The organism is Campylobacter sp. RM16188, from assembly GCF_012978795.1.
Lineage (GTDB): Bacteria > Campylobacterota > Campylobacteria > Campylobacterales > Campylobacteraceae > Campylobacter_A > Campylobacter_A canis.
The window spans coordinates 82,527-99,519 of sequence record NZ_LIWQ01000007.1 but is presented as its reverse complement, the minus strand read 5'-3'; the positions used below and the strand labels follow the sequence as shown (position 1 = coordinate 99,519).

The following is a 16,993-nucleotide window of genomic DNA, read 5'->3' as shown; positions in this document are numbered from 1 at the left end:
ATCCTTGGCGCGCAAAGTTTGATTAGAAGCTGCGCGCTTTGGAATTTTTATCAAATTTGGCGTATATTACAACAGATACGATTATGATAGCTCCGTAAATCACTCGCGTATAAAATGCGTCAAAGCCCATGGCTACGATACCGCTTTCCATTATGCCGATGATTATGCTGCCTATGAGCGTTCCATATACGCTTCCGCTTCCTCCGCTTACGCCCGTACCGCCGATAAAGATCGCCGCAAATACAAGCAACATGTATCCGTCTCCTTGCGTAGGCCACCAGTTGATGAACTCAAGGCTTAAGATAATGCTTGCAAGTGCGCTCATCACGCCCATATTGATGAAAAGCAGGTATTTGCTCCTAGCAACGTTTATGCTTAGCATTTTGGCTGCTTTTGCGTTATCGCCTGAAAATAAGATATTATCTCCGAATTTGTGTTTAAAGATCATGATGTAAGTTAGTATCGCCAAAACGGTCGCGATGATTGATTGAGCGGGTATTCCTGCAAGTCTGCCTACAAAAAATTCCTTTAAAAAGCCTTCGGCACTGGCTAAAGATAGCGAAAGTCCTCCGCTTAGCACCACAGCAAGTCCGCGCCAGAAAAACTGAGTGCCGATAGTTGCGATAATGGAAGGTATTTTTGCGTTTATAACCAAAAGTGCGTTAAAAGCTCCGCTAAGCGCGCCAAAGGCAAGGCTTGCAAGCGTAGCGAAGGCTAAATTTCCGCTTGCTTTAAAAACGTAAGAAAATACAAATCCGCTCATCGCCATCGTCGCAGGAAAGCTCATGTCAAACTCGCCTGAGATGATAAGAGGAAGCAGGCCAAGGCAGAGTATGAGTATGATAGGCACTGAGGTTAGGTAGCTAAAATAGATGTTTTTGGCTAAAAACACCTCGGGCGAAAAGGCTGTAAATACTCCTAAAATCACAAAAAGTATCGCGGTGATGACTAAATTTTTACTCATAAAATACCTTGTAGAGTGAATTTAGATCCGAAATTTCGCTTTTATCTAGTTCTTGCTCTATCACTCCGCTTCTCAAAAGCACAAATTTATCGGCGATATGAAAGGCTTGATTTAAGTTGTGAGTGATGATTATGATGCTTAAATTTTGCTCTTTGAGCTTATCTAAAAAGCCCATAAATCGCTCGGTCTCATTTACTCCAAGCGCTGTTGTAGGCTCGTCTAAAATTAAAATTTGTGATTTAAAATAAATCGCCCTAGCTATAGCAAGTCCTTGCTTTTCACCTCCGCTTAAGTTGCTTGCAAGGCTTGTAGCGTCGATTCCCGCTCCGCTAAAGCCGATGAACTCTTTTAAAATTTGATTTGAAATTTCTATCTCTTTTTTCTTATCGATAAGACCGAATTTCGTGATATGACGAGTGGCGAATATGTTTCGATAAATCTCTTGAGAAAGCCCGAGCGAGCTATCTTGAAAGACTACTTCCATGCCTAAATTTCTAGCTTTTAGCAGGTCAAATTCTCCCCTCTTTATAGGAGTATCAAGCACGCTAAAGCTATCAAATTTATCAAACCTATCATAACCGCAAAGGCACTTGATAAGAGTTGATTTGCCCGCTCCGTTATCGCCTAAAAGAGCGATTGTCTCGCCCTTTTTTAGGTTAAAATTTATGCCTTTTAAAATTTTGGTATTTCCAAAACTTTTAAAAGCGTTTTTAAGCTCTATCGCGTTATCTGATGCCATTTTTTACTAAAGGCTCGATAAGGGCGATATTTTTAGAGGTTATAAATCCACCTCCCGTATCAACCTTAAATCCTGAAAATCCGTATTTTTTACTCATTACGATTTGCACGACGCTAAAATACCCTTGAAAAAACGGCTGAGCGTCGGCGACTAGGTCGATTGAGCCGTCTTTAATCCCTGCAATCGTAGCAGGAGACAGTGAAAATCCTGCGATATTTAGCTTTTCTTTATCCAAATTTAGGCTCTTCATGAACTGCGGTGACTGCGCCGTTAGCGCTCCGTGGTCAAGCACTACCAGCTTGGTGTCAGGATGCTTTGCCATGTAAGCGCCAAATACGCTAAGTCCTAAGCTTGGGTCTTTGTTTATCTCAGGTGAAATTTCGATGTATTCTACCTTTAAACCTTTTTCTTTAAACACCTCAAGCATAGCCTTTGCTCTAAGACCCCTTACAGGCATGCTAAGTAGTCCCCATACCATAACCTTTTCGCCACTTTTCATATCAAATTTTTGCACAGCTTCGTGCGCCATAGCCTTGCCGCTTTCGTAGTTGTTGCTTCCCGTATAGCCAAATCCGCTTGACTTAAAGGCTTCTAGGCTTTTTGGAAGCTCGGTATCTATGCTTGTTACGTTTATGCCTTTTTCTATCGCATTTTTGATAAGCGGCTGATATAGCTCGTCTCCGGGATGACCCATCACTATGATGCCGTCAGGCGATGTTGCAACGGCGTTTTTGAAATTTTCAACCATCTTGTTTGGATCCCACTCGGAATACACCACCTTAAGATCGATATTTAGGTCTTTTGCCGCCATTTTTGCGCCGTTTGAGATAACGCTTGAGAAGTTATCGCCGATACTTCCCGCTTCAAAATAAACTTTAAGCTTATCGCTTGCCGCAACAGAGCCTGCAAGCAGTAAGCAACTTAGTAAAATGCTCTTAAATTTCATATTTTCTCCTTAAATTTTGTTTATAAAAGCTCTATAAAAGCCTCTAGTCTTGTACGTATTTGTCCGCTGTCTTGCCTTGAATAATCAGTCTCTAAACTCATATAATTCGCACCCGCCTCCTTACTAGCTTCTCTTATTTTATTTGTCTCTATAGCGTATGTATGACATCCGCTTAAAACTATATCTATGACGCCGTCTGCGCTGTATTCTTTGATAAATTCTTTGATGATTTGCGCTCTTTTGTCGTTTTTATACATCACCGAACATGGAATTTCAAGATATCTTTTAGCGATATTTTCTATCAAATTTCCTTCTTCTTCGACCAAATTTCGGTAATTTTTCGTTCCGACGCAGTTTTCAAAAGCAACTACGTCAGCGCCTAAATTTTCTATCTGTTTTATTATTTTTTCATACACTCCGCCGCTTGGACAGCCGGTTATGATTATACGCTTTTTATCTGAAATTTTAGCTTCTAAATTTTGTTTAGTTGCCTCTATGAAGGCTTTGAGAGTTTTTATCTTCTCTTTTTTGTCGTAAATAAATTCGCTTGCAAATAGTATCTCGTGAAGTTCGCTACCTTTAATAGGGCTTGGGATGGCCTTGTTTAGCTCCATCAGCTCACACATCAACTCGCGCTCCTCGTTGTGGATTTTTACCGCTTCAAGGAGATTTTCTTGGGTTATCTTAGCTTTGAATTTCTCTTGTAAAAACTCCTTAAAGCTTATTAGCTCGTCCTTCCAAAGAGCCAGCGAGCGCTTATTTGTCATATTTGGAAGCTCTAAAACATACACCGACTTGTGGTTTGCAAGTAGCTCATACATCTTCTTTTTGCCGTCGCAAGTAGTCTCTCCCACGATGATATCGCTTGCGTTCATATAAGGGCATTTTTTGCTAACCGCATATCCGTAGCTTGCCTTTATAAGCGGACAGAGATTTCTTGGAAGCTCTTTATGCGCGATATTTATAGGGCTTTCGTCATTTGCACAAAGACTGACGGCAACTCCGCCTGCAGCGTATATCAGCTCTTTTGGCGAATATGTACAAAACGTGCCTACTATAGGCTTGCCCTCAGCTTTTAAATTTTGCAGTTCAAAGGAGTTGCGTTTTTTAAGTTTTTCAAAATCCATTCTCATGATTTTTCCTTTTTAAGTCCGATCAGGCTAGCTCCCATCGCTCCGCAAAATATGGCATTTTCATCGGTAAAAACATCTCTTTGCAAGTGATTTGCGAGCAAATTTTTAAAAAGACTTACCCTGCTAAGCCCGCCGCTTAAAAAGTAAATTTCACTCTCCAGCCTTTTGGTTAAGGAGGCCACCTTTTGAGCGGACGAATCGATGATACCGTAAGCGATTTGCGTTTTATCTACGCCGTTTGCCATTAGCGAGATTATTTCTGATTCGGCAAATACGGTGCAAGTGGAGCTTAGTTTGATATTTAAATTTTTCTTTGCAGTGGCGTAAAGCTCGTTTATATCAAGCCCGAGACGATTTGCCATCACTTCGATGAATTTGCCCGTTCCTGCGGAGCATTTATCGTTCATTATAAAGTCTTCAGGCCTGTTTGCTACGATTTTGATAGCCTTTGTGTCTTGCCCGCCTACGTCGATTACCGTGCAGTCTTTCGGGAATAAAAAATTCGCCCCCAATGCGTGACATAAAATTTCAGTCGTAGTAAAATTTGCGTATTTAACACTTACTCTGCCGTATCCGGTTGCGGTTATGAAGCTTGGGAAGTAGTTTTTCTCTTTTAGAATTTCATAAATTTCATCCGCTATTTTTACCCCGCTAAATCCTGTAGGGCGCAAAAACAACTCTGTGAATTTTTGATCGTTTTTATTAAAAACAGCCACTTTTGTAGATGTCGAGCCGATATCTATACCGATGAGATACATTGTGTGCCTTGCGTTTGTGTTTCTAACCTTAGAACTTGCAAAATTGTAACAAAGTAACAATGTTTTGTCAAACGATAAATTTAGGATATGAGCGCATATCCTAAATTTTAAATTTGCTTAATCAATCAAGATTAGTGTTCGCTTTTAACCCCTGCGCCGCAAAGCGAGATGATACTGTCTCCTGCGATCTCGTGAGTTTTTATATACTCTTCATACGCAGCATATATCGCAGCCGTAGTATGCTCTACGTAAAATCCGTTTCGCGCCAAGCTCTTTCTAGCAGGCAAAATCGCACTTTCGGGTATCGTTATCACTTCGCGCTCGCCTGCGTATTTGCTAGCTAAAATTTCACGCCCTCTCATCGGCTTTCCTATAGCTATGCCTTCAGCTTCGGTCGGCTTTACGACGATATCAAGCGGCTTATCTTTAGCGCCGAAAAACGGAGCGCAATTTTCGCTTTGTACGATAAAAATTTTAGGCAGCTTTTTTATAAGCCCCGCTTCAAAAAGCTCCGTAAGTGCAAGCTCGCAGCCGATTAGCAGCGTGCCGTTGCCAACAGGCAAGAAGAAGTTATCAGGAACCCTTTTAAGCTGCTCGTAAATTTCATACACGTAAGTTTTGGTGCCTTGATAAAAGATCGGGTTGTATACGTGATTTGCGTAATAAATGCCTTCATCTCGAGCTTTTTTACGGCACGCATCGGCCGTTTCATCTCTAGTGCCGTCAAACACCGTTGCCGTAGCGCCAAAAGCTTTTATCATGTTTATCTTTTTTTCAGACGTGCCTTTAGGGACGTAAATTTCACACTCAATCCCTGCTCTAGCGCAATAAGCAGCAACCGAATTTCCGGCATTTCCGCTACTGTCTTGAAGGACTTTTTTAACTCCGATACTCTTACAAAGCCAGATAAGAAGTGTTGCTCCACGATCTTTAAACGAAAGCGTAGGCATCGCATAATCAAGCTTAAAGTAAAGCTTATCGTCAAATTTAACGCATGCCGTCATGCCTTCACCAAGCGTGATCTGCTTCCAAATTTCATTTTGAAGCGGCATAAATTTGCGGTAGCGAAATAGGCTAAATTCGCTCTTATCCACAAGATCAAGCGAGAATTTAGGCGGAGTAAATTTAAGCTCATAAAGCCCACCGCACTTGCACTCAAAGTCTAAATTTTCAAGCGAAGCTTCGCTACTGCAACTTGTGCATTTGAAATTTGCCATTTTTATTCCTTATGAATTTGATATTTTAAGCCTAAATCATCGCTACTTGAGCTTCTATCTCAACCAAGCAGCCAAAATGAAGTGCCGAGGTAGGCACTACTACGCGCGCAGGTTTATGCTCGCCAAAAAACTTCGCATACTCATCGTCTATATCGTCCCAAAACGCTATATCGGGCGTATAAACTCTGCACATTATCACGTTTTCTTTTTTGGCTCCGGCTTCGGTTAAAACCGTCTGTAAATTTGCAAGCGCCTGCCTAGCATGCTCTCTAGCGCCGCCTTTTGGCAATTGCATGCTCGCCGTGTCGATGCTAAGCTGACCTGAGACATAAAGTATGCCGTTATGCTCTATAGCGGGGGTGTAGTGAGCCTTTCTGTTTTTTGAACTTTGAGTCTCTATCTTTTTCAAATTCGCTCCTTTGATGAAAATTATCAAAATTTACAACCTTTTTTATAAATTCTATGTAAAATTTGGCTTGATATACAAATTTGATTTAACCTTAAAATCAAAACATTATCTGTATAATTTACAAATCTAAATTTGAAAGAAAAATGTAACTCATGAGTAAAACCAAGTGCGCGCATTGTCATCAGAGCTTTGAAGATAGCGTTATGATCGAATCCGGTGACAATAAATTTTGTTGTAACGGCTGTAAAAGCGTATTTGAAATTCTTTCCTCCAGCGGACTGAGTGAGTTTTACGATCGTCTTGGTAAAAATGTCTTAAGCCCCGTTAAGTCTAGCGCTCAAAAAGATGAAAATTTAGAATTGGCTTATCAAAATTATGTAAAAAACGAGAATGGATTTAGCAAAATTTCACTCGTGATAGACGGCATTCACTGCGCAGCTTGTATCTGGCTAAATGAAAAAGTTTTATTTAATGCCAAAGGAATTTTAGAAGCTAATATAAATTCGTTAAATAATAAAGCCACTATCGTTTGGGACGAGAGCGAGACGAATTTGTCCGAAATTTTAAGGCTTATAAGATCTATCGGATATGACGCTTATGCTTACGATCCAAGCCGCGAAGAGGAGTATATAACCAATAAAAGGCGAGAATTTTACGCAAAGCTTTTGGTGGGGATTTTTGCCACCATGAACATAATGTGGCTAAGTGTTGCAAAATACGGCGGTTATTTTACGGGCATAAGAGATGACGTAAAGGCCGTTTTGAGCTTTGCGGAGTTTGTCTTGGCTACTCCGGTGCTTTTTTATACGGGGAGCGGGTTTTTTAAAGGTGCGCTTGTAGCGATTAAAAACAGAAGACAAAACATGGATTTGCTTATCGTCTCGGGCGCGCTTTTAGCTTATGTGTTTTCGATATATGCGATGTTTTCAAGGAGTGGCGAGGTTTATTTTGATTCGGTTGCGATGATAATTACTTTCGTATTTATCGGCAAGTACCTAGAAGTCTTAAGCAAAAAGCGAGCAGGAGATACTCTTGATAGCCTAAATTCGATGGTGTCAAGCAAGGTTAGCGTAAAGACGGAGGGTAAAACCTCGCTTAAAGATGTAAGCGAGGTGCAAATAGGCGATATAATCGTGCTTAGAGCGGGCGAGCGCGCACTTATAGACGGTGTGATAACTAGCGGTTCTGCCAGTTTTGATTATTCAAGTCTTACGGGCGAAAGCTCGGCGGTTTTTAAAGAAAAAAACGATCCTTTAAACAGCGGTTCCATATGTCTTGACGGGCTTATCGAGTATGAGGCAAGCGCTAAATTTAGCGACTCGACTCTTAGTAAGATCATTCATCTGCTTGAAAAAGCTATAACCAAAAAGCCTCACATAGAAAAGCTTGCTAATGAAATTTCAAGCAAATTTTCAAGCGTTATTATGGTTTTAAGTGCGGTTACGTTTTGTTTTTGGCTTTGGCATACGGGTTCTTTTGAAGCGGCTTTGATCGTAGGAATTTCAGTCGTTGTCATTGCTTGTCCTTGCGCGCTTGGACTTGCAACCCCTGTTAGTACGCTTGTGGGGCTTGGGGTTGGGTTTAAAAAGGGCGTGATATTTAAAGAGGCTAAGGTGCTTGAAAGCCTCGCAAAATGCGATACGATAGTGTTTGATAAAACAGGAACCATAACCACCGGCAAGATGGCGGTGGATAAATTTGAGAGTTTTAGCTGGTATGATATAAATTTGCTCTACTCTCTTGCAAAAAGCTCCTCTCATCCTGTAAGCGTAGCCGTTAGCGAGTATTTGAAGGCGGAATTTGACTCTTTTGAAATTTATGATTTGCAAAATTTTAAAAACATCGAAGCAAAGGGCGTTAGCGCTAAATTTAACGGAAGCGAAATTTATGCGGGCAGCGAACGATTTATGCTGGAGCTTGGGATAAATTTGCGCAAAGAGAGCAGGGGGACTAATTATTATTTTGCCATTGATGGTCAAATAGCGGCGAAATTTGAACTAAGCGATAATATAAGAAGCGGCGCAAAGGAGTGCTTTGATGCCTTAAGGCAGGCTAAATTTAGGATCGTAATGCTAACGGGCGATAATGAATTTGCGGCTCAAAAAGTGGCTAATGAGCTTGGTATAAAGGAATTTAAAGCAAACTGCTTGCCTGTTGATAAAGCTAACTTCATAGAGAATTTAACCCAAAGCGGAAAAAAGGTCGTGATGGTCGGAGACGGGATAAACGACGCGCTTGCGCTAAGTTACGCTAATGTCGCTATCTGCCTTGGAAGCGGGGCTGATGTGAGCTTGCAAAAAAGCGATGCAGTGCTTATGAAGGATGATTTAAATTCGCTAAAAGAGGCGATTTGGCTTGCCAAGAGAACCTTTAGGGCGATAAATCAAAATTTGGCTTTTTCGCTTGTTTATAACGCGCTAACTATCCCGCTTGCTATAGCAGGGTATGTTTCGCCCGTGGTTGCGGCGGTTTCAATGTCGTTAAGCTCGGTCGTGGTGGTGCTAAATTCAATGCGTATCAGGCAAAATTCGAAGTAAATGAGTACAGAATGGATATAAGTATAATAGCTTTGATGATAGGCGTTTCGACTCTGCTTGGAGCTTTTGGGCTCTTTGCTTTGCTTTGGGGGCTTAAGACTAGGCAGTTTGAAGACTATCGTAAGTTTTTAGACGGAACAAAATATGACGGCGAAGATGCGCTAAATGATGCCTATAAAATGGAGTTAAAACAAAAAGAGGCGACCAAAAAAGGTTATAGGCCGCCTGATTGATGGATTATTTTAAAGTTTCTATGAAGTCGTTAACCGCTTTTAGATCATCTGCGCTTAAGCTTCTGACCTGAGTTTTCATAACAGCGCCCATACCGTAAGTATTGTTTGTGCCTTCTTTATAGCCTTCAAGCGCTTTTAAACGATCCTCTTTAGATACCGAAACAAGTGGCGGAACTTTGTTCGCATACTTTTTTTCGGCAGATTGACCATGACAGGCTACGCATTTTTTATAAATTTCCGCACCGTCAGCTGCGTATAGAGATGAGCCTAGTAAGCAGGCAGCCGCCAAAATATATACTTTTTTCATTTTGTATCCTTATTTGATAAAAATCGGAGCTTATTATATTCTTAATTTTCTTAAAGTAAGTTGTAAAAAGAAACTAAAATGTTATATGAAATTTGTATTTAAAATTTTATAAATTTATATGTAAATAAGTGTTTTATTTTTGATTCCGCAGGAAGCATTAAAAGCCTAATTTGCATGGCTTTTAATGATTATGCAATGCTTTAAATTTATTTTGAATTTTTCAAAGACTCTATAAAATCATTTACCGCAATTAGCTCTTCCATACTTAAGTGCTTTACCTGATCGCTCATAGCGCTACCCATTCCGTATTTGCTTTGAGTGCCGTATTTGTATCCCTCAAGCGCTTTTAAGCGTCTTTCTTTAGGTATTTTGATAATTGGCGAGGCTTTGTAGTGGTATTTTAAATCGCCTTTTTCTCCGTGACAGCCGGCGCATTGTTTATAAATTTCAGCTCCGTCTCCAGCGTATAAATAAGAGCTAAGCGTTAAAATTACGGCAAAAGCAGATGATTTTTTCATTAAAAATGTCCTTGTTTTAAATTTTAAGAGCTTATTATAGTTTGATTTTGTAAATCTAAAAATGAAAAAGAAATGAAAATGTAATTATAAAGAGAGAAAAAGGCGGAAAATCCGCCTATGGTTATTTTTTTAGAGTTGTTATATACTCTGAAACAGCTTCCATATCAGCTTCGCTCATTGGAGCTACGATAGGTTTCATCATAGCTGCTGAGTTAAATTTGTTTAACGTGCCTGCTTTGTAAGCTTTAAGAGCTTCTACCATCTCTTCTTTTGAAAGAGTTGTAAGAACAGGAACCTTATTTAGGAAAGATTTCTCAGCTTTAGGACCGTGACAGGCAACACATTTTTTGTAAAGCGTAGCGCCGTCGGCAGCAAAGAGGCTTGAAGCAAGAAGCGCTGCAGCACCTGAAACGATAAGTAATTTTTTCATTTTATCCCCTTTAGTAAAATATCGGGCGCATTATAATATAAAAAGATTAACGTTAGTATATATTTTGTAAATATTTACCGCTCTTCTTAAATTTTAGCAATTTTAAGTATAATTTAACTCATGAATGATTGCAAAATCCAAAAAGCCATATTTTTAGATCGCGACGGCGTTATAAACGAGGATTTCGGCTATGTTTACGAGATTGAAAATTTTATCTTTAAGGATGGAATTTTTAAAGCGGTTCAAGGCTTCATAAGCAAAGGCTTCATAATTGTTGTCGTTACAAATCAATCCGGAATCGGCAGAGGGTATTATACCCTTGAGCAATTTAGCAAGCTTAGCGAATTTATGCTTGGCGAGTTTCAAAAAAACGGCATTAAGATAGCTAAAATTTGCTTTTGTCCTCATGCTCCGGAGGTTAATTGCGAGTGCAGAAAGCCAAAGCCAAAGATGATAATTGACGCAGCCGGCGAGCTTAATATCGATCTATCAAAATCTATCATGATAGGCGATAAACATAGCGATATAAAGGCCGGAGAAAGTGCGGGAGTGGGGCTAAATTTCTTGCTTGACGGGAAGAAATTTAAAAGCGTAGAAGATGTTTTTGAAAGTTTAAAAGAGGAAAATTTGATATGAAATTACAGGATAAAAAGATAGTTATAACAGGCGGAGCGGGGTTTATAGGCTCAGCGCTTGCGCATCATTTTGATGAAAATTATCCAAGTTGCAAGGTGCTTGTTGTGGATAAATTTAGAAGCGATGAGAAATTTAGCAACGGAAATTTAAAGAGTTTTGGGCATTTTAAAAATTTGCTCGGCTTTAAGGGTGAAATTTATGAAGGCGATATCAATTGCGCTAAAACCCTTGCGATGATAGAGGAGTTTAAGCCCGACATAATCTATCATGAAGCCGCAATCTCAGATACTACCGTAAGAGAGCAGGGCGAGCTAATGCGAACAAATTTAAACAGCTTTAAGGATCTGCTTGAAATTTGTCTTAAAACGGGCGCTAAGATGATATACGCAAGCTCGGGGGCGACTTACGGAAATGCAAAAAGCCCTCAAAAAGTAGGGGAGTGCGAATCGCCAAACAACGTATATGGATTTAGCAAGCTAAAGATGGATCATCTTGGACAAAAATACGCAAAAAAAGGCGTTAGCGTCGTTGGACTTAGGTATTTTAACGTCTATGGTAAAGGCGAGTTTTTTAAGGATAAGACAGCTTCTATGGTGCTGCAATTTGGACTTCAAATTTTAAGCGGCAAAGCACCTAGGTTATTTGAAGGAAGCGATAAGATAAAAAGAGATTTTGTCTATATCAAAGATATTATAAACGCAAATTTGCTGGCTATCAATGCGCCAAGCGGGGTTTATAACGCAGCCACGGGGAAGGCTAGAAGCTTTCAAGATATTGCAGATATCTTGCAGCGAGAGCTTGGCGTAAATTTAGGTAATGAATATATAAAAAATCCTTACGTAAATTCATATCAGTTTCACACACAGGCCGATATTGAGCCTACTAGAGCCGCTCTTAATTATGAGCCGCAGTGGAGCCTTGAAGAGGGTATAAAAGACTATATCTCTGAGATAAAGAGAATTTTTAAGGAAGAGATAAATGCGTGATGTTCGTGTTTTAGTCGTTGGCGATCTGATGCTTGATCACTATATCTGGGGTAGTTGCGATAGAATTTCGCCTGAAGCGCCGGTGCAAGTAGTAAAGATCAAAGATGAGAGCAAGAGACTTGGCGGAGCCGGAAACGTAGTGCTAAATTTGCTCTCCTTGGGCGCTAAAGTGGGAGTAATAAGTGCTGTAGGAAACGATGAAGTAGGCAAAGAGATAGTTGAGATTATTAAAAATTTTGGCGCAAAGGATGAGTTTATAAAATTAGAAAACGGGCGTACAAGCTCGATAAAAAGCCGTGTAATGGCTACTCATCAGCAAGTAGTTAGAATCGATAAAGAAAGTATAGAGGAAATATCTTGCCAAGATGAGCTTGTGAGTGCATTTAAGGCGGTAGTGGCCGATTATGATGTCGTTTTGCTGTCTGATTACTGCAAAGGCGTGCTTACTAAAAATATTTGCAAGCAGCTTATAAACGAATCAAATTTGCAAAATAAGCCCGTTTTAATCGATCCAAAAGGCAAAGACTACTCAAAATACTATGGCGCAACGCTTCTAACTCCAAATAAAAAAGAGGCTAGCGAGGCGGTTGGCTTTAGCATAAATAGCGACGAGGATCTTGCAAATGCCTTAAAAAAGCTAAAGAGCGAGCTAAATTTAACTCATTCGCTTATAACAATTTCAGAGGAAGGGATTGCGCTTTTGCAGGATGATAAGGCTCTTAAATTTCCGGCATTGGCAAAAGAAGTTTTTGACGTAACCGGTGCAGGAGATACCGTTTTAGCAACGCTTGGATATATGCTTGGGCTTAAAGAGAGCATTGATAAAGCTATACAAACTGCAAATTTAGCCGCTGCGGTCGTGGTGGCGAAAGTAGGCTCGGCGACGGCTAGTTTTGAAGAGATTAATGAACTTGTTAAAAACAGCTCCTCTTTAGGTTTTGAAAATAAGATAAAAACCGCCGACGAGGTTTGCGAACTGCTTAAAAACAGAGGCGATAAAAGGCTTGTTTTTACAAACGGCTGCTTTGATATCTTGCATGCGGGGCATGTAAAATATCTTGCTAAAGCAAGGGAATTTGGCGATGTTTTGGTATTGGGTTTAAATTCCGATCGTTCCGTGCGCGAGCTAAAAGGCAAAGATCGTCCCGTAAATACTGAATTCGACCGAGCTGCGGTGCTTGCGGCACTTGGCGCAGTGGATTATGTGGTGATCTTTGATGAGCCTACTCCTATAAATTTAATTTCCATGCTAAGACCCGATGTTTTGGTTAAGGGTGCCGATTACGAAGGTAAAGAGGTCGTGGGAAGCGATATAGTAAGCGAAGTAAGGCTGGTTGAGTTTGTGCAAGGCAAAAGCACTACAAGTATAATAAACAGGATACAAAATGCAGATAAATGAGATGATAAAAAAAGAGCTTGAAGAGCATAAAAAGACTGCAGAAGCTATCTTTGGGCTTCAAGATGAGATAAAAAAAGCGTGCGAAATGGCTGTTAGCACGCTTAAAAACGGTGGGAAAATTTTACTTTGCGGAAACGGCGGAAGTGCAGGCGACGCTCAGCATATAGCAGCCGAGCTTAGCGGCAGATATAAAAAAGAGCGTGCAGGACTTGCAGGTATTGCTCTAACTACGGATACATCGGCTCTAACAGCCATAGGAAACGACTACGGATACGAGTTTGTTTTTTCGCGTCAGCTTGAAGCTATCGGAAGAAGCGGAGATCTGCTCATAGCGATCTCAACTAGCGGTAATAGCCCAAATGTCATAAAGGCCTTAAAAACCGCTAACGATATGGGTGTGCGAACCCTTGGGCTTAGCGGTAAAGACGGAGGTGCGATGAACGAGTTATGCGAGTTAAATTTGATCATGCCTTCAAGCGATACGCCTAGAATTCAAGAGATGCATATTCTCATAGGGCATACTATCTGCCAAGCTATCGATGATACTTTTTGATTTTTAACACTTGATTTTGAGCTAAATTACTTTATTTTAGCTCAAATCCTTGCATCGGTTCGGCTTGCAAGGAATTACAAAAGAACTCAAAGGTTTGATGATCTGTCGATTTTTTGATATGGTTTATAAAAATTTTTAAAAGCCGTGACGAATTTTAAATTTACTTTCAGATTAAATTGGTCCTAAAATTAGGATATTTCTCTTTTTAGCTCTTTGGCGGCTTTGATTACTAAATTCGGAGTTAAATTTTTCATACATTCATGCGTTTTTATCGGACAAACTCGCTTCATGCAAGGCATACAGTATAAATTTAGATGTAAAATTCTTGCGTTTTCGTTTTTCCAAGGGCTTGTTTCGTCAAATTTAGTAGGTCCAAAAAGAGCTATGGTAGGCACTTTGTAAGCGGCTGCTATGTGCATAGGACCGCTATCGTTGGTTATAAAAATCCCGCCGATTTCTTTAATCCCGCCGATTTTTTCGCAAAGCTCTTGTATGCTTGTTTTGCCGGCTAAATTTTGGCATGTGACCCCGTTTGAGGCTAAAATTTGCTCTATTTGCCGGCAAATCTCAAGTTCACCTTTTGCGCCAAAAATTAAAATTTCAAACTCGTCTTTAAAGTGCGAAGCAACTTCGGCAAAGTAGTCTGGATACCATCTCTTTGCACTTCCGTAGCTTGCTCCAGGGTTTAGCGCGAGTATTTTTTTCTGAAATTTAAAACGGGTAAAGTATAGCTTTAGCTCATCTTTTGTCTCTTTTAAATTTAGTGAATTTTGGATGAAATTTAAGTATTTTAAGACTTGATGAAGTTGTAAGTTTTGTTTTTTGAACTTAAATTTTTTCTGCGCTTTTAAGCAAAATAGCAAAAAACTGCTTGCAAAACTACTTCTAAAACTAATTGCGATATCAAATTCGCCCAAATTCCTAGCCGTTTTAGCTAGAGTTAAAAACCTGTTTTTACTATTTTTGCTACCGTCTATGACGATATTTTTGCAGTTTGGATGAGGTCTAAATAGCTCGCATGTCGCAAAAGAGCCAAAAAACGTGATCTTAGCATCGCTAAAATTTGCAACTATGCTTTCAATTGCGGGCGAACTCATCACCGCATCGCCAAGCCAAGTGGGCAATTCAATGAAGATACGCACCGATTATCTCCATGGTCTCTTGGGCGTTTTTTTCTATACTGAAATTTTTAGCGAGCCCAAAGCTCGCGGCTTGGGTTGATGATAAAAATTTAGCGTCGTTAAGTAGTTTTTCTATGACGCTTAGTATGTTTTCATCGCTTGGCGAACTCATCACAAAATCTTTAGGCAGAATTTCACTAGCTCCGTTTTGAGCGGTAGTGATGACCGCGTTTTTGAAGCTAAGCGCTTCCAAAACGACATTTGAAAAGGGTTCGTATCTGGTTGGAAATATAAAAATATCGCTTGCTTTATAAAATTTCCATATGTCGTTTCTTGCTCCTAAAAATTTTACTTTTTCTGCTAAATTTAGCGATTTTGCAAGCTGTTTATAGGCATTTATTTTTTTGTCTTTGCCTATGATTAAGGCTTGAAATCGGCTTTTTAGTTTTGAAAGCATATGCAAAAATTCATTCACTCCTTTTCGCTCAAAACCGCTCCCGACAAACAAAATAAGCGGAATATCCGCTCTTATATCAAACTGAATATTTAGCTCGTTTTTAGCCTCAAGCTTATTAAAATCATCTTGAATTTTGACACCATTATATATGACTTTTATCTTTTCTTCCGGAATTTCATAAGTTTGAACTATCTGATTTTTTACGAAATTTGAGTTTGCTATGATCTTTTTTGAGTTTTCAAAACAGCGACGCTCAAGGTAACAATATACCAAATTTAAAGGATTTAAAAGGCTTTTTTTCTCTTTCATATAGACCTTATGCACCCCGTCTCCTGCGCGGTATATATCAGCGCAACTTACGCGCTCAAGCGAGAAGTAAAACTCGTCGTTTTTGCTTGAGCAGACTTGAAAGTCATAAATGAGAGCCTTGATCCAAGAGCTTAGAAATTTGGGCGTTTTAAGGCTTTTGATCTGGCATTTTATACCTTTTTCCTCAAGCGTTTCTATGAGGCGAGATAGATAAATTTCAGCTCCGCCGACGGCTTTTGGATTAGCTCTTAGGAAGGTTATTTTTTTCATGATTGCTTTTGTCTTTTATTAAAGAGTTTATGAAATCTAAAATTTTAGTTATCTGACCGGCTGTTAGTTTAAAATACTCATCTGCGTTTGTCTTTGTATCGGTTTTAAAAACCGACGAAAAAGGTTTAAGGTTAGATTCAATAATTAGCGATTTTTCGTATATCGGACGCTGTTCTTTTGCGTAGCAAGGTCCGATAAAATTTATAGTAGCAACCTCCATGGTATCTGCTATGTATGAATTCCCGGTATCTGAAGATATATAAAGATCCATCTTTGAGATGTAAAAAGGAAGTTCGCAAAGCGCTATTTTATCAAGCAAAGAGGTGACTTTGGCGTTATGCGGAAAGATTAAATCATGCATCAATTTCTCTTCATTTTTTAGACCAAATACGTATATCTCGCACTCAAATTTATCAATCGCCCTAAATAACTCATTTAGAGTTTTAGGCGGAATTGTTTTTATTTTATTACCTGCCGTTAGGCTTATGCCTATCTTGAATTTATCGTTATTTTCAATGATGGAGTTTTGTGGCACAAAAAGCGGCTTTTGAATTTCTTTTTTGTAAATTTTACTATGATCTTGCAAGTCTATCATCTTTAGGTAGGTATCTATGGTCAGGTCGTTTAGCGTATGTTTGATAAGCTTCATATTAATACTTAAAAGAGTGCTTGAAGCGTGCCAATTGTAGTGCTTGATGGTCGTGCAGTTTTTTGCAAAGGCAAATTTTGCAAGGAAAAGATTAAGATCATTTGGCATAAGAACGTAAATTTGTTCATAATTTTTAAAAAATAGCAAAAAAGCCAATTTAAGCTTACCAAAAAGAGATTTTTTGTAATCGTTTATGGCAAATTTTGTCTTTATCCTCTCATCGTAATTAGCAAAAGATAAATTGATCTTATCAAGAACTATATCAAACTCTTTAAGATTCTCAAATATAACCGAAGAGTTTGCGTAATCGCCTATTTTGGCCGTTTGAATTATTAGAAATTTGGTAGATTTTCTTCTAAAAAAACTAAGAGTAAAAAGTAGGGGCAAAAATACAATATAGATAACAAAATAAAGCAAATTAT

General features: G+C 39.3%; 19 protein-coding genes. 6 read left to right on the top strand and 13 right to left on the bottom strand.

What is annotated here, in order from left to right:
* Window positions 1–22: 22 nt before the first annotated feature.
* From CDOM16188_RS05475 to CDOM16188_RS05445, 7 genes are all read right to left on the bottom strand, one after another.
* On the bottom strand, window positions 23–964 hold the full coding sequence (locus CDOM16188_RS05475; RefSeq protein ID WP_172199994.1) for an ABC transporter permease: 942 nt from the start codon (window positions 962–964) through the stop codon (window positions 23–25).
* A complete protein-coding gene (locus tag CDOM16188_RS05470) occupies window positions 957–1,703 on the bottom strand; it encodes an ATP-binding cassette domain-containing protein (RefSeq protein WP_172199991.1) in 747 nt (248 codons plus the stop codon). Before CDOM16188_RS05470 ends, CDOM16188_RS05475 begins: the two co-directional genes overlap by 8 nt.
* Window positions 1,690–2,649 (bottom strand): substrate-binding domain-containing protein, encoded by a 960-nt coding sequence (locus CDOM16188_RS05465; RefSeq protein ID WP_172199988.1) that lies wholly within the window; start codon window positions 2,647–2,649, stop codon window positions 1,690–1,692. Before CDOM16188_RS05465 ends, CDOM16188_RS05470 begins: the two co-directional genes overlap by 14 nt.
* A 20-nt stretch (window positions 2,650–2,669) precedes the next feature.
* Window positions 2,670–3,782 carry a double-cubane-cluster-containing anaerobic reductase gene (locus tag CDOM16188_RS05460; protein ID WP_172199985.1) on the bottom strand — a complete coding sequence of 371 codons (1,113 nt, stop codon included), beginning with the start codon at window positions 3,780–3,782 and terminating at the stop codon, window positions 2,670–2,672.
* The gene (locus CDOM16188_RS05455) at window positions 3,779–4,540 is read right to left on the bottom strand and encodes an acyl-CoA dehydratase activase (protein ID WP_172199982.1); all 762 of its coding nucleotides are present in this window, start codon (window positions 4,538–4,540) and stop codon (window positions 3,779–3,781) included. The genes CDOM16188_RS05460 and CDOM16188_RS05455 overlap by 4 nt, the downstream gene beginning before the upstream one ends.
* Before the next feature lie 131 nt (window positions 4,541–4,671).
* Entirely contained in the window at window positions 4,672–5,757 is a 1,086-nt protein-coding gene (locus tag CDOM16188_RS05450) for a threonine synthase (protein ID WP_172199979.1), read from the bottom strand.
* Between the two features lie 31 nt (window positions 5,758–5,788).
* Window positions 5,789–6,166, bottom strand: a complete 378-nt coding sequence (locus CDOM16188_RS05445) for a RidA family protein (protein ID WP_172199976.1) — start codon at window positions 6,164–6,166, stop codon at window positions 5,789–5,791.
* Window positions 6,167–6,318: 152 nt separating this feature from the next.
* Here CDOM16188_RS05445 and CDOM16188_RS05440 point away from each other — a divergent pair, with 152 nt between their 5' ends.
* The gene (locus CDOM16188_RS05440) at window positions 6,319–8,703 is read left to right on the top strand and encodes a heavy metal translocating P-type ATPase (RefSeq protein ID WP_172199973.1); all 2,385 of its coding nucleotides are present in this window, start codon (window positions 6,319–6,321) and stop codon (window positions 8,701–8,703) included.
* Between the two features lie 11 nt (window positions 8,704–8,714).
* Complete coding sequence (gene ccoS, locus CDOM16188_RS05435; RefSeq protein ID WP_169940028.1) at window positions 8,715–8,936, top strand: cbb3-type cytochrome oxidase assembly protein CcoS; 222 nt, start codon at window positions 8,715–8,717, stop codon at window positions 8,934–8,936.
* A 4-nt stretch (window positions 8,937–8,940) separates the two neighbouring features.
* Here ccoS and CDOM16188_RS05430 read toward each other — a convergent pair whose 3' ends face one another.
* From CDOM16188_RS05430 to CDOM16188_RS05420, 3 genes are all read right to left on the bottom strand, one after another.
* A complete protein-coding gene (locus CDOM16188_RS05430; RefSeq protein ID WP_169940030.1) occupies window positions 8,941–9,243 on the bottom strand; it encodes a c-type cytochrome in 303 nt (100 codons plus the stop codon).
* A 206-nt stretch (window positions 9,244–9,449) separates the two neighbouring features.
* Window positions 9,450–9,761 (bottom strand): c-type cytochrome, encoded by a 312-nt coding sequence (locus tag CDOM16188_RS05425; protein WP_172199970.1) that lies wholly within the window; start codon window positions 9,759–9,761, stop codon window positions 9,450–9,452.
* Window positions 9,762–9,882: 121 nt separating this feature from the next.
* Window positions 9,883–10,191 carry a c-type cytochrome gene (locus tag CDOM16188_RS05420; protein ID WP_169940034.1) on the bottom strand — a complete coding sequence of 103 codons (309 nt, stop codon included), beginning with the start codon at window positions 10,189–10,191 and terminating at the stop codon, window positions 9,883–9,885.
* Window positions 10,192–10,311: 120 nt separating this feature from the next.
* Here CDOM16188_RS05420 and gmhB point away from each other — a divergent pair, with 120 nt between their 5' ends.
* The 4 genes from gmhB to gmhA are packed head-to-tail and all read left to right on the top strand — an operon-like array spanning window position 10,312 to window position 13,765.
* Window positions 10,312–10,827, top strand: coding sequence for a D-glycero-beta-D-manno-heptose 1,7-bisphosphate 7-phosphatase (gene gmhB / locus CDOM16188_RS05415; RefSeq protein WP_172199967.1), 516 nt, complete (start codon window positions 10,312–10,314; stop codon window positions 10,825–10,827).
* A complete protein-coding gene (gene rfaD, locus CDOM16188_RS05410) occupies window positions 10,824–11,813 on the top strand; it encodes an ADP-glyceromanno-heptose 6-epimerase (protein WP_172199964.1) in 990 nt (329 codons plus the stop codon). The genes gmhB and rfaD overlap by 4 nt, the downstream gene beginning before the upstream one ends.
* Window positions 11,806–13,212 carry a D-glycero-beta-D-manno-heptose-7-phosphate kinase gene (gene rfaE1, locus CDOM16188_RS05405; RefSeq protein WP_172199961.1) on the top strand — a complete coding sequence of 469 codons (1,407 nt, stop codon included), beginning with the start codon at window positions 11,806–11,808 and terminating at the stop codon, window positions 13,210–13,212. Before rfaD ends, rfaE1 begins: the two co-directional genes overlap by 8 nt.
* Window positions 13,199–13,765 (top strand): D-sedoheptulose 7-phosphate isomerase, encoded by a 567-nt coding sequence (gene gmhA / locus CDOM16188_RS05400; RefSeq protein WP_172199958.1) that lies wholly within the window; start codon window positions 13,199–13,201, stop codon window positions 13,763–13,765. Before rfaE1 ends, gmhA begins: the two co-directional genes overlap by 14 nt.
* A 188-nt stretch (window positions 13,766–13,953) precedes the next feature.
* Here gmhA and waaF read toward each other — a convergent pair whose 3' ends face one another.
* From waaF to CDOM16188_RS05385, 3 genes are read right to left on the bottom strand one after another with little or no spacing between them, the layout of a single operon-like run.
* On the bottom strand, window positions 13,954–14,907 hold the full coding sequence (waaF, locus tag CDOM16188_RS05395) for a lipopolysaccharide heptosyltransferase II (RefSeq protein WP_172199955.1): 954 nt from the start codon (window positions 14,905–14,907) through the stop codon (window positions 13,954–13,956).
* Window positions 14,891–15,922: a glycosyltransferase family 4 protein gene (locus CDOM16188_RS05390; protein ID WP_172199952.1), complete on the bottom strand. Its 1,032-nt coding sequence runs from the start codon at window positions 15,920–15,922 to the stop codon at window positions 14,891–14,893. Before CDOM16188_RS05390 ends, waaF begins: the two co-directional genes overlap by 17 nt.
* On the bottom strand, window positions 15,894–16,988 hold the full coding sequence (locus CDOM16188_RS05385; RefSeq protein WP_172199949.1) for a glycosyltransferase family 9 protein: 1,095 nt from the start codon (window positions 16,986–16,988) through the stop codon (window positions 15,894–15,896). The genes CDOM16188_RS05390 and CDOM16188_RS05385 overlap by 29 nt, the downstream gene beginning before the upstream one ends.
* Between the last annotated feature and the right edge of the window lie 5 nt (window positions 16,989–16,993).

Coding starts and splice junctions, on each gene's coding strand:
- CDOM16188_RS05475 (WP_172199994.1), bottom strand. CDS start 964: ATGAGTAAAAATTTAGTCATCACCGCGATACTTTTTGTGATTTTAGGA.
- CDOM16188_RS05470 (WP_172199991.1), bottom strand. CDS start 1,703: ATGGCATCAGATAACGCGATAGAGCTTAAAAACGCTTTTAAAAGTTTT.
- CDOM16188_RS05465 (WP_172199988.1), bottom strand. CDS start 2,649: ATGAAATTTAAGAGCATTTTACTAAGTTGCTTACTGCTTGCAGGCTCT.
- CDOM16188_RS05460 (WP_172199985.1), bottom strand. CDS start 3,782: ATGAGAATGGATTTTGAAAAACTTAAAAAACGCAACTCCTTTGAACTG.
- CDOM16188_RS05455 (WP_172199982.1), bottom strand. CDS start 4,540: ATGTATCTCATCGGTATAGATATCGGCTCGACATCTACAAAAGTGGCT.
- CDOM16188_RS05450 (WP_172199979.1), bottom strand. CDS start 5,757: ATGGCAAATTTCAAATGCACAAGTTGCAGTAGCGAAGCTTCGCTTGAA.
- CDOM16188_RS05440 (WP_172199973.1), top strand. CDS start 6,319: ATGAGTAAAACCAAGTGCGCGCATTGTCATCAGAGCTTTGAAGATAGC.
- ccoS (WP_169940028.1), top strand. CDS start 8,715: ATGGATATAAGTATAATAGCTTTGATGATAGGCGTTTCGACTCTGCTT.
- CDOM16188_RS05430 (WP_169940030.1), bottom strand. CDS start 9,243: ATGAAAAAAGTATATATTTTGGCGGCTGCCTGCTTACTAGGCTCATCT.
- CDOM16188_RS05425 (WP_172199970.1), bottom strand. CDS start 9,761: ATGAAAAAATCATCTGCTTTTGCCGTAATTTTAACGCTTAGCTCTTAT.
- CDOM16188_RS05420 (WP_169940034.1), bottom strand. CDS start 10,191: ATGAAAAAATTACTTATCGTTTCAGGTGCTGCAGCGCTTCTTGCTTCA.
- gmhB (WP_172199967.1), top strand. CDS start 10,312: ATGAATGATTGCAAAATCCAAAAAGCCATATTTTTAGATCGCGACGGC.
- rfaD (WP_172199964.1), top strand. CDS start 10,824: ATGAAATTACAGGATAAAAAGATAGTTATAACAGGCGGAGCGGGGTTT.
- rfaE1 (WP_172199961.1), top strand. CDS start 11,806: ATGCGTGATGTTCGTGTTTTAGTCGTTGGCGATCTGATGCTTGATCAC.
- gmhA (WP_172199958.1), top strand. CDS start 13,199: ATGCAGATAAATGAGATGATAAAAAAAGAGCTTGAAGAGCATAAAAAG.
- CDOM16188_RS05390 (WP_172199952.1), bottom strand. CDS start 15,922: ATGAAAAAAATAACCTTCCTAAGAGCTAATCCAAAAGCCGTCGGCGGA.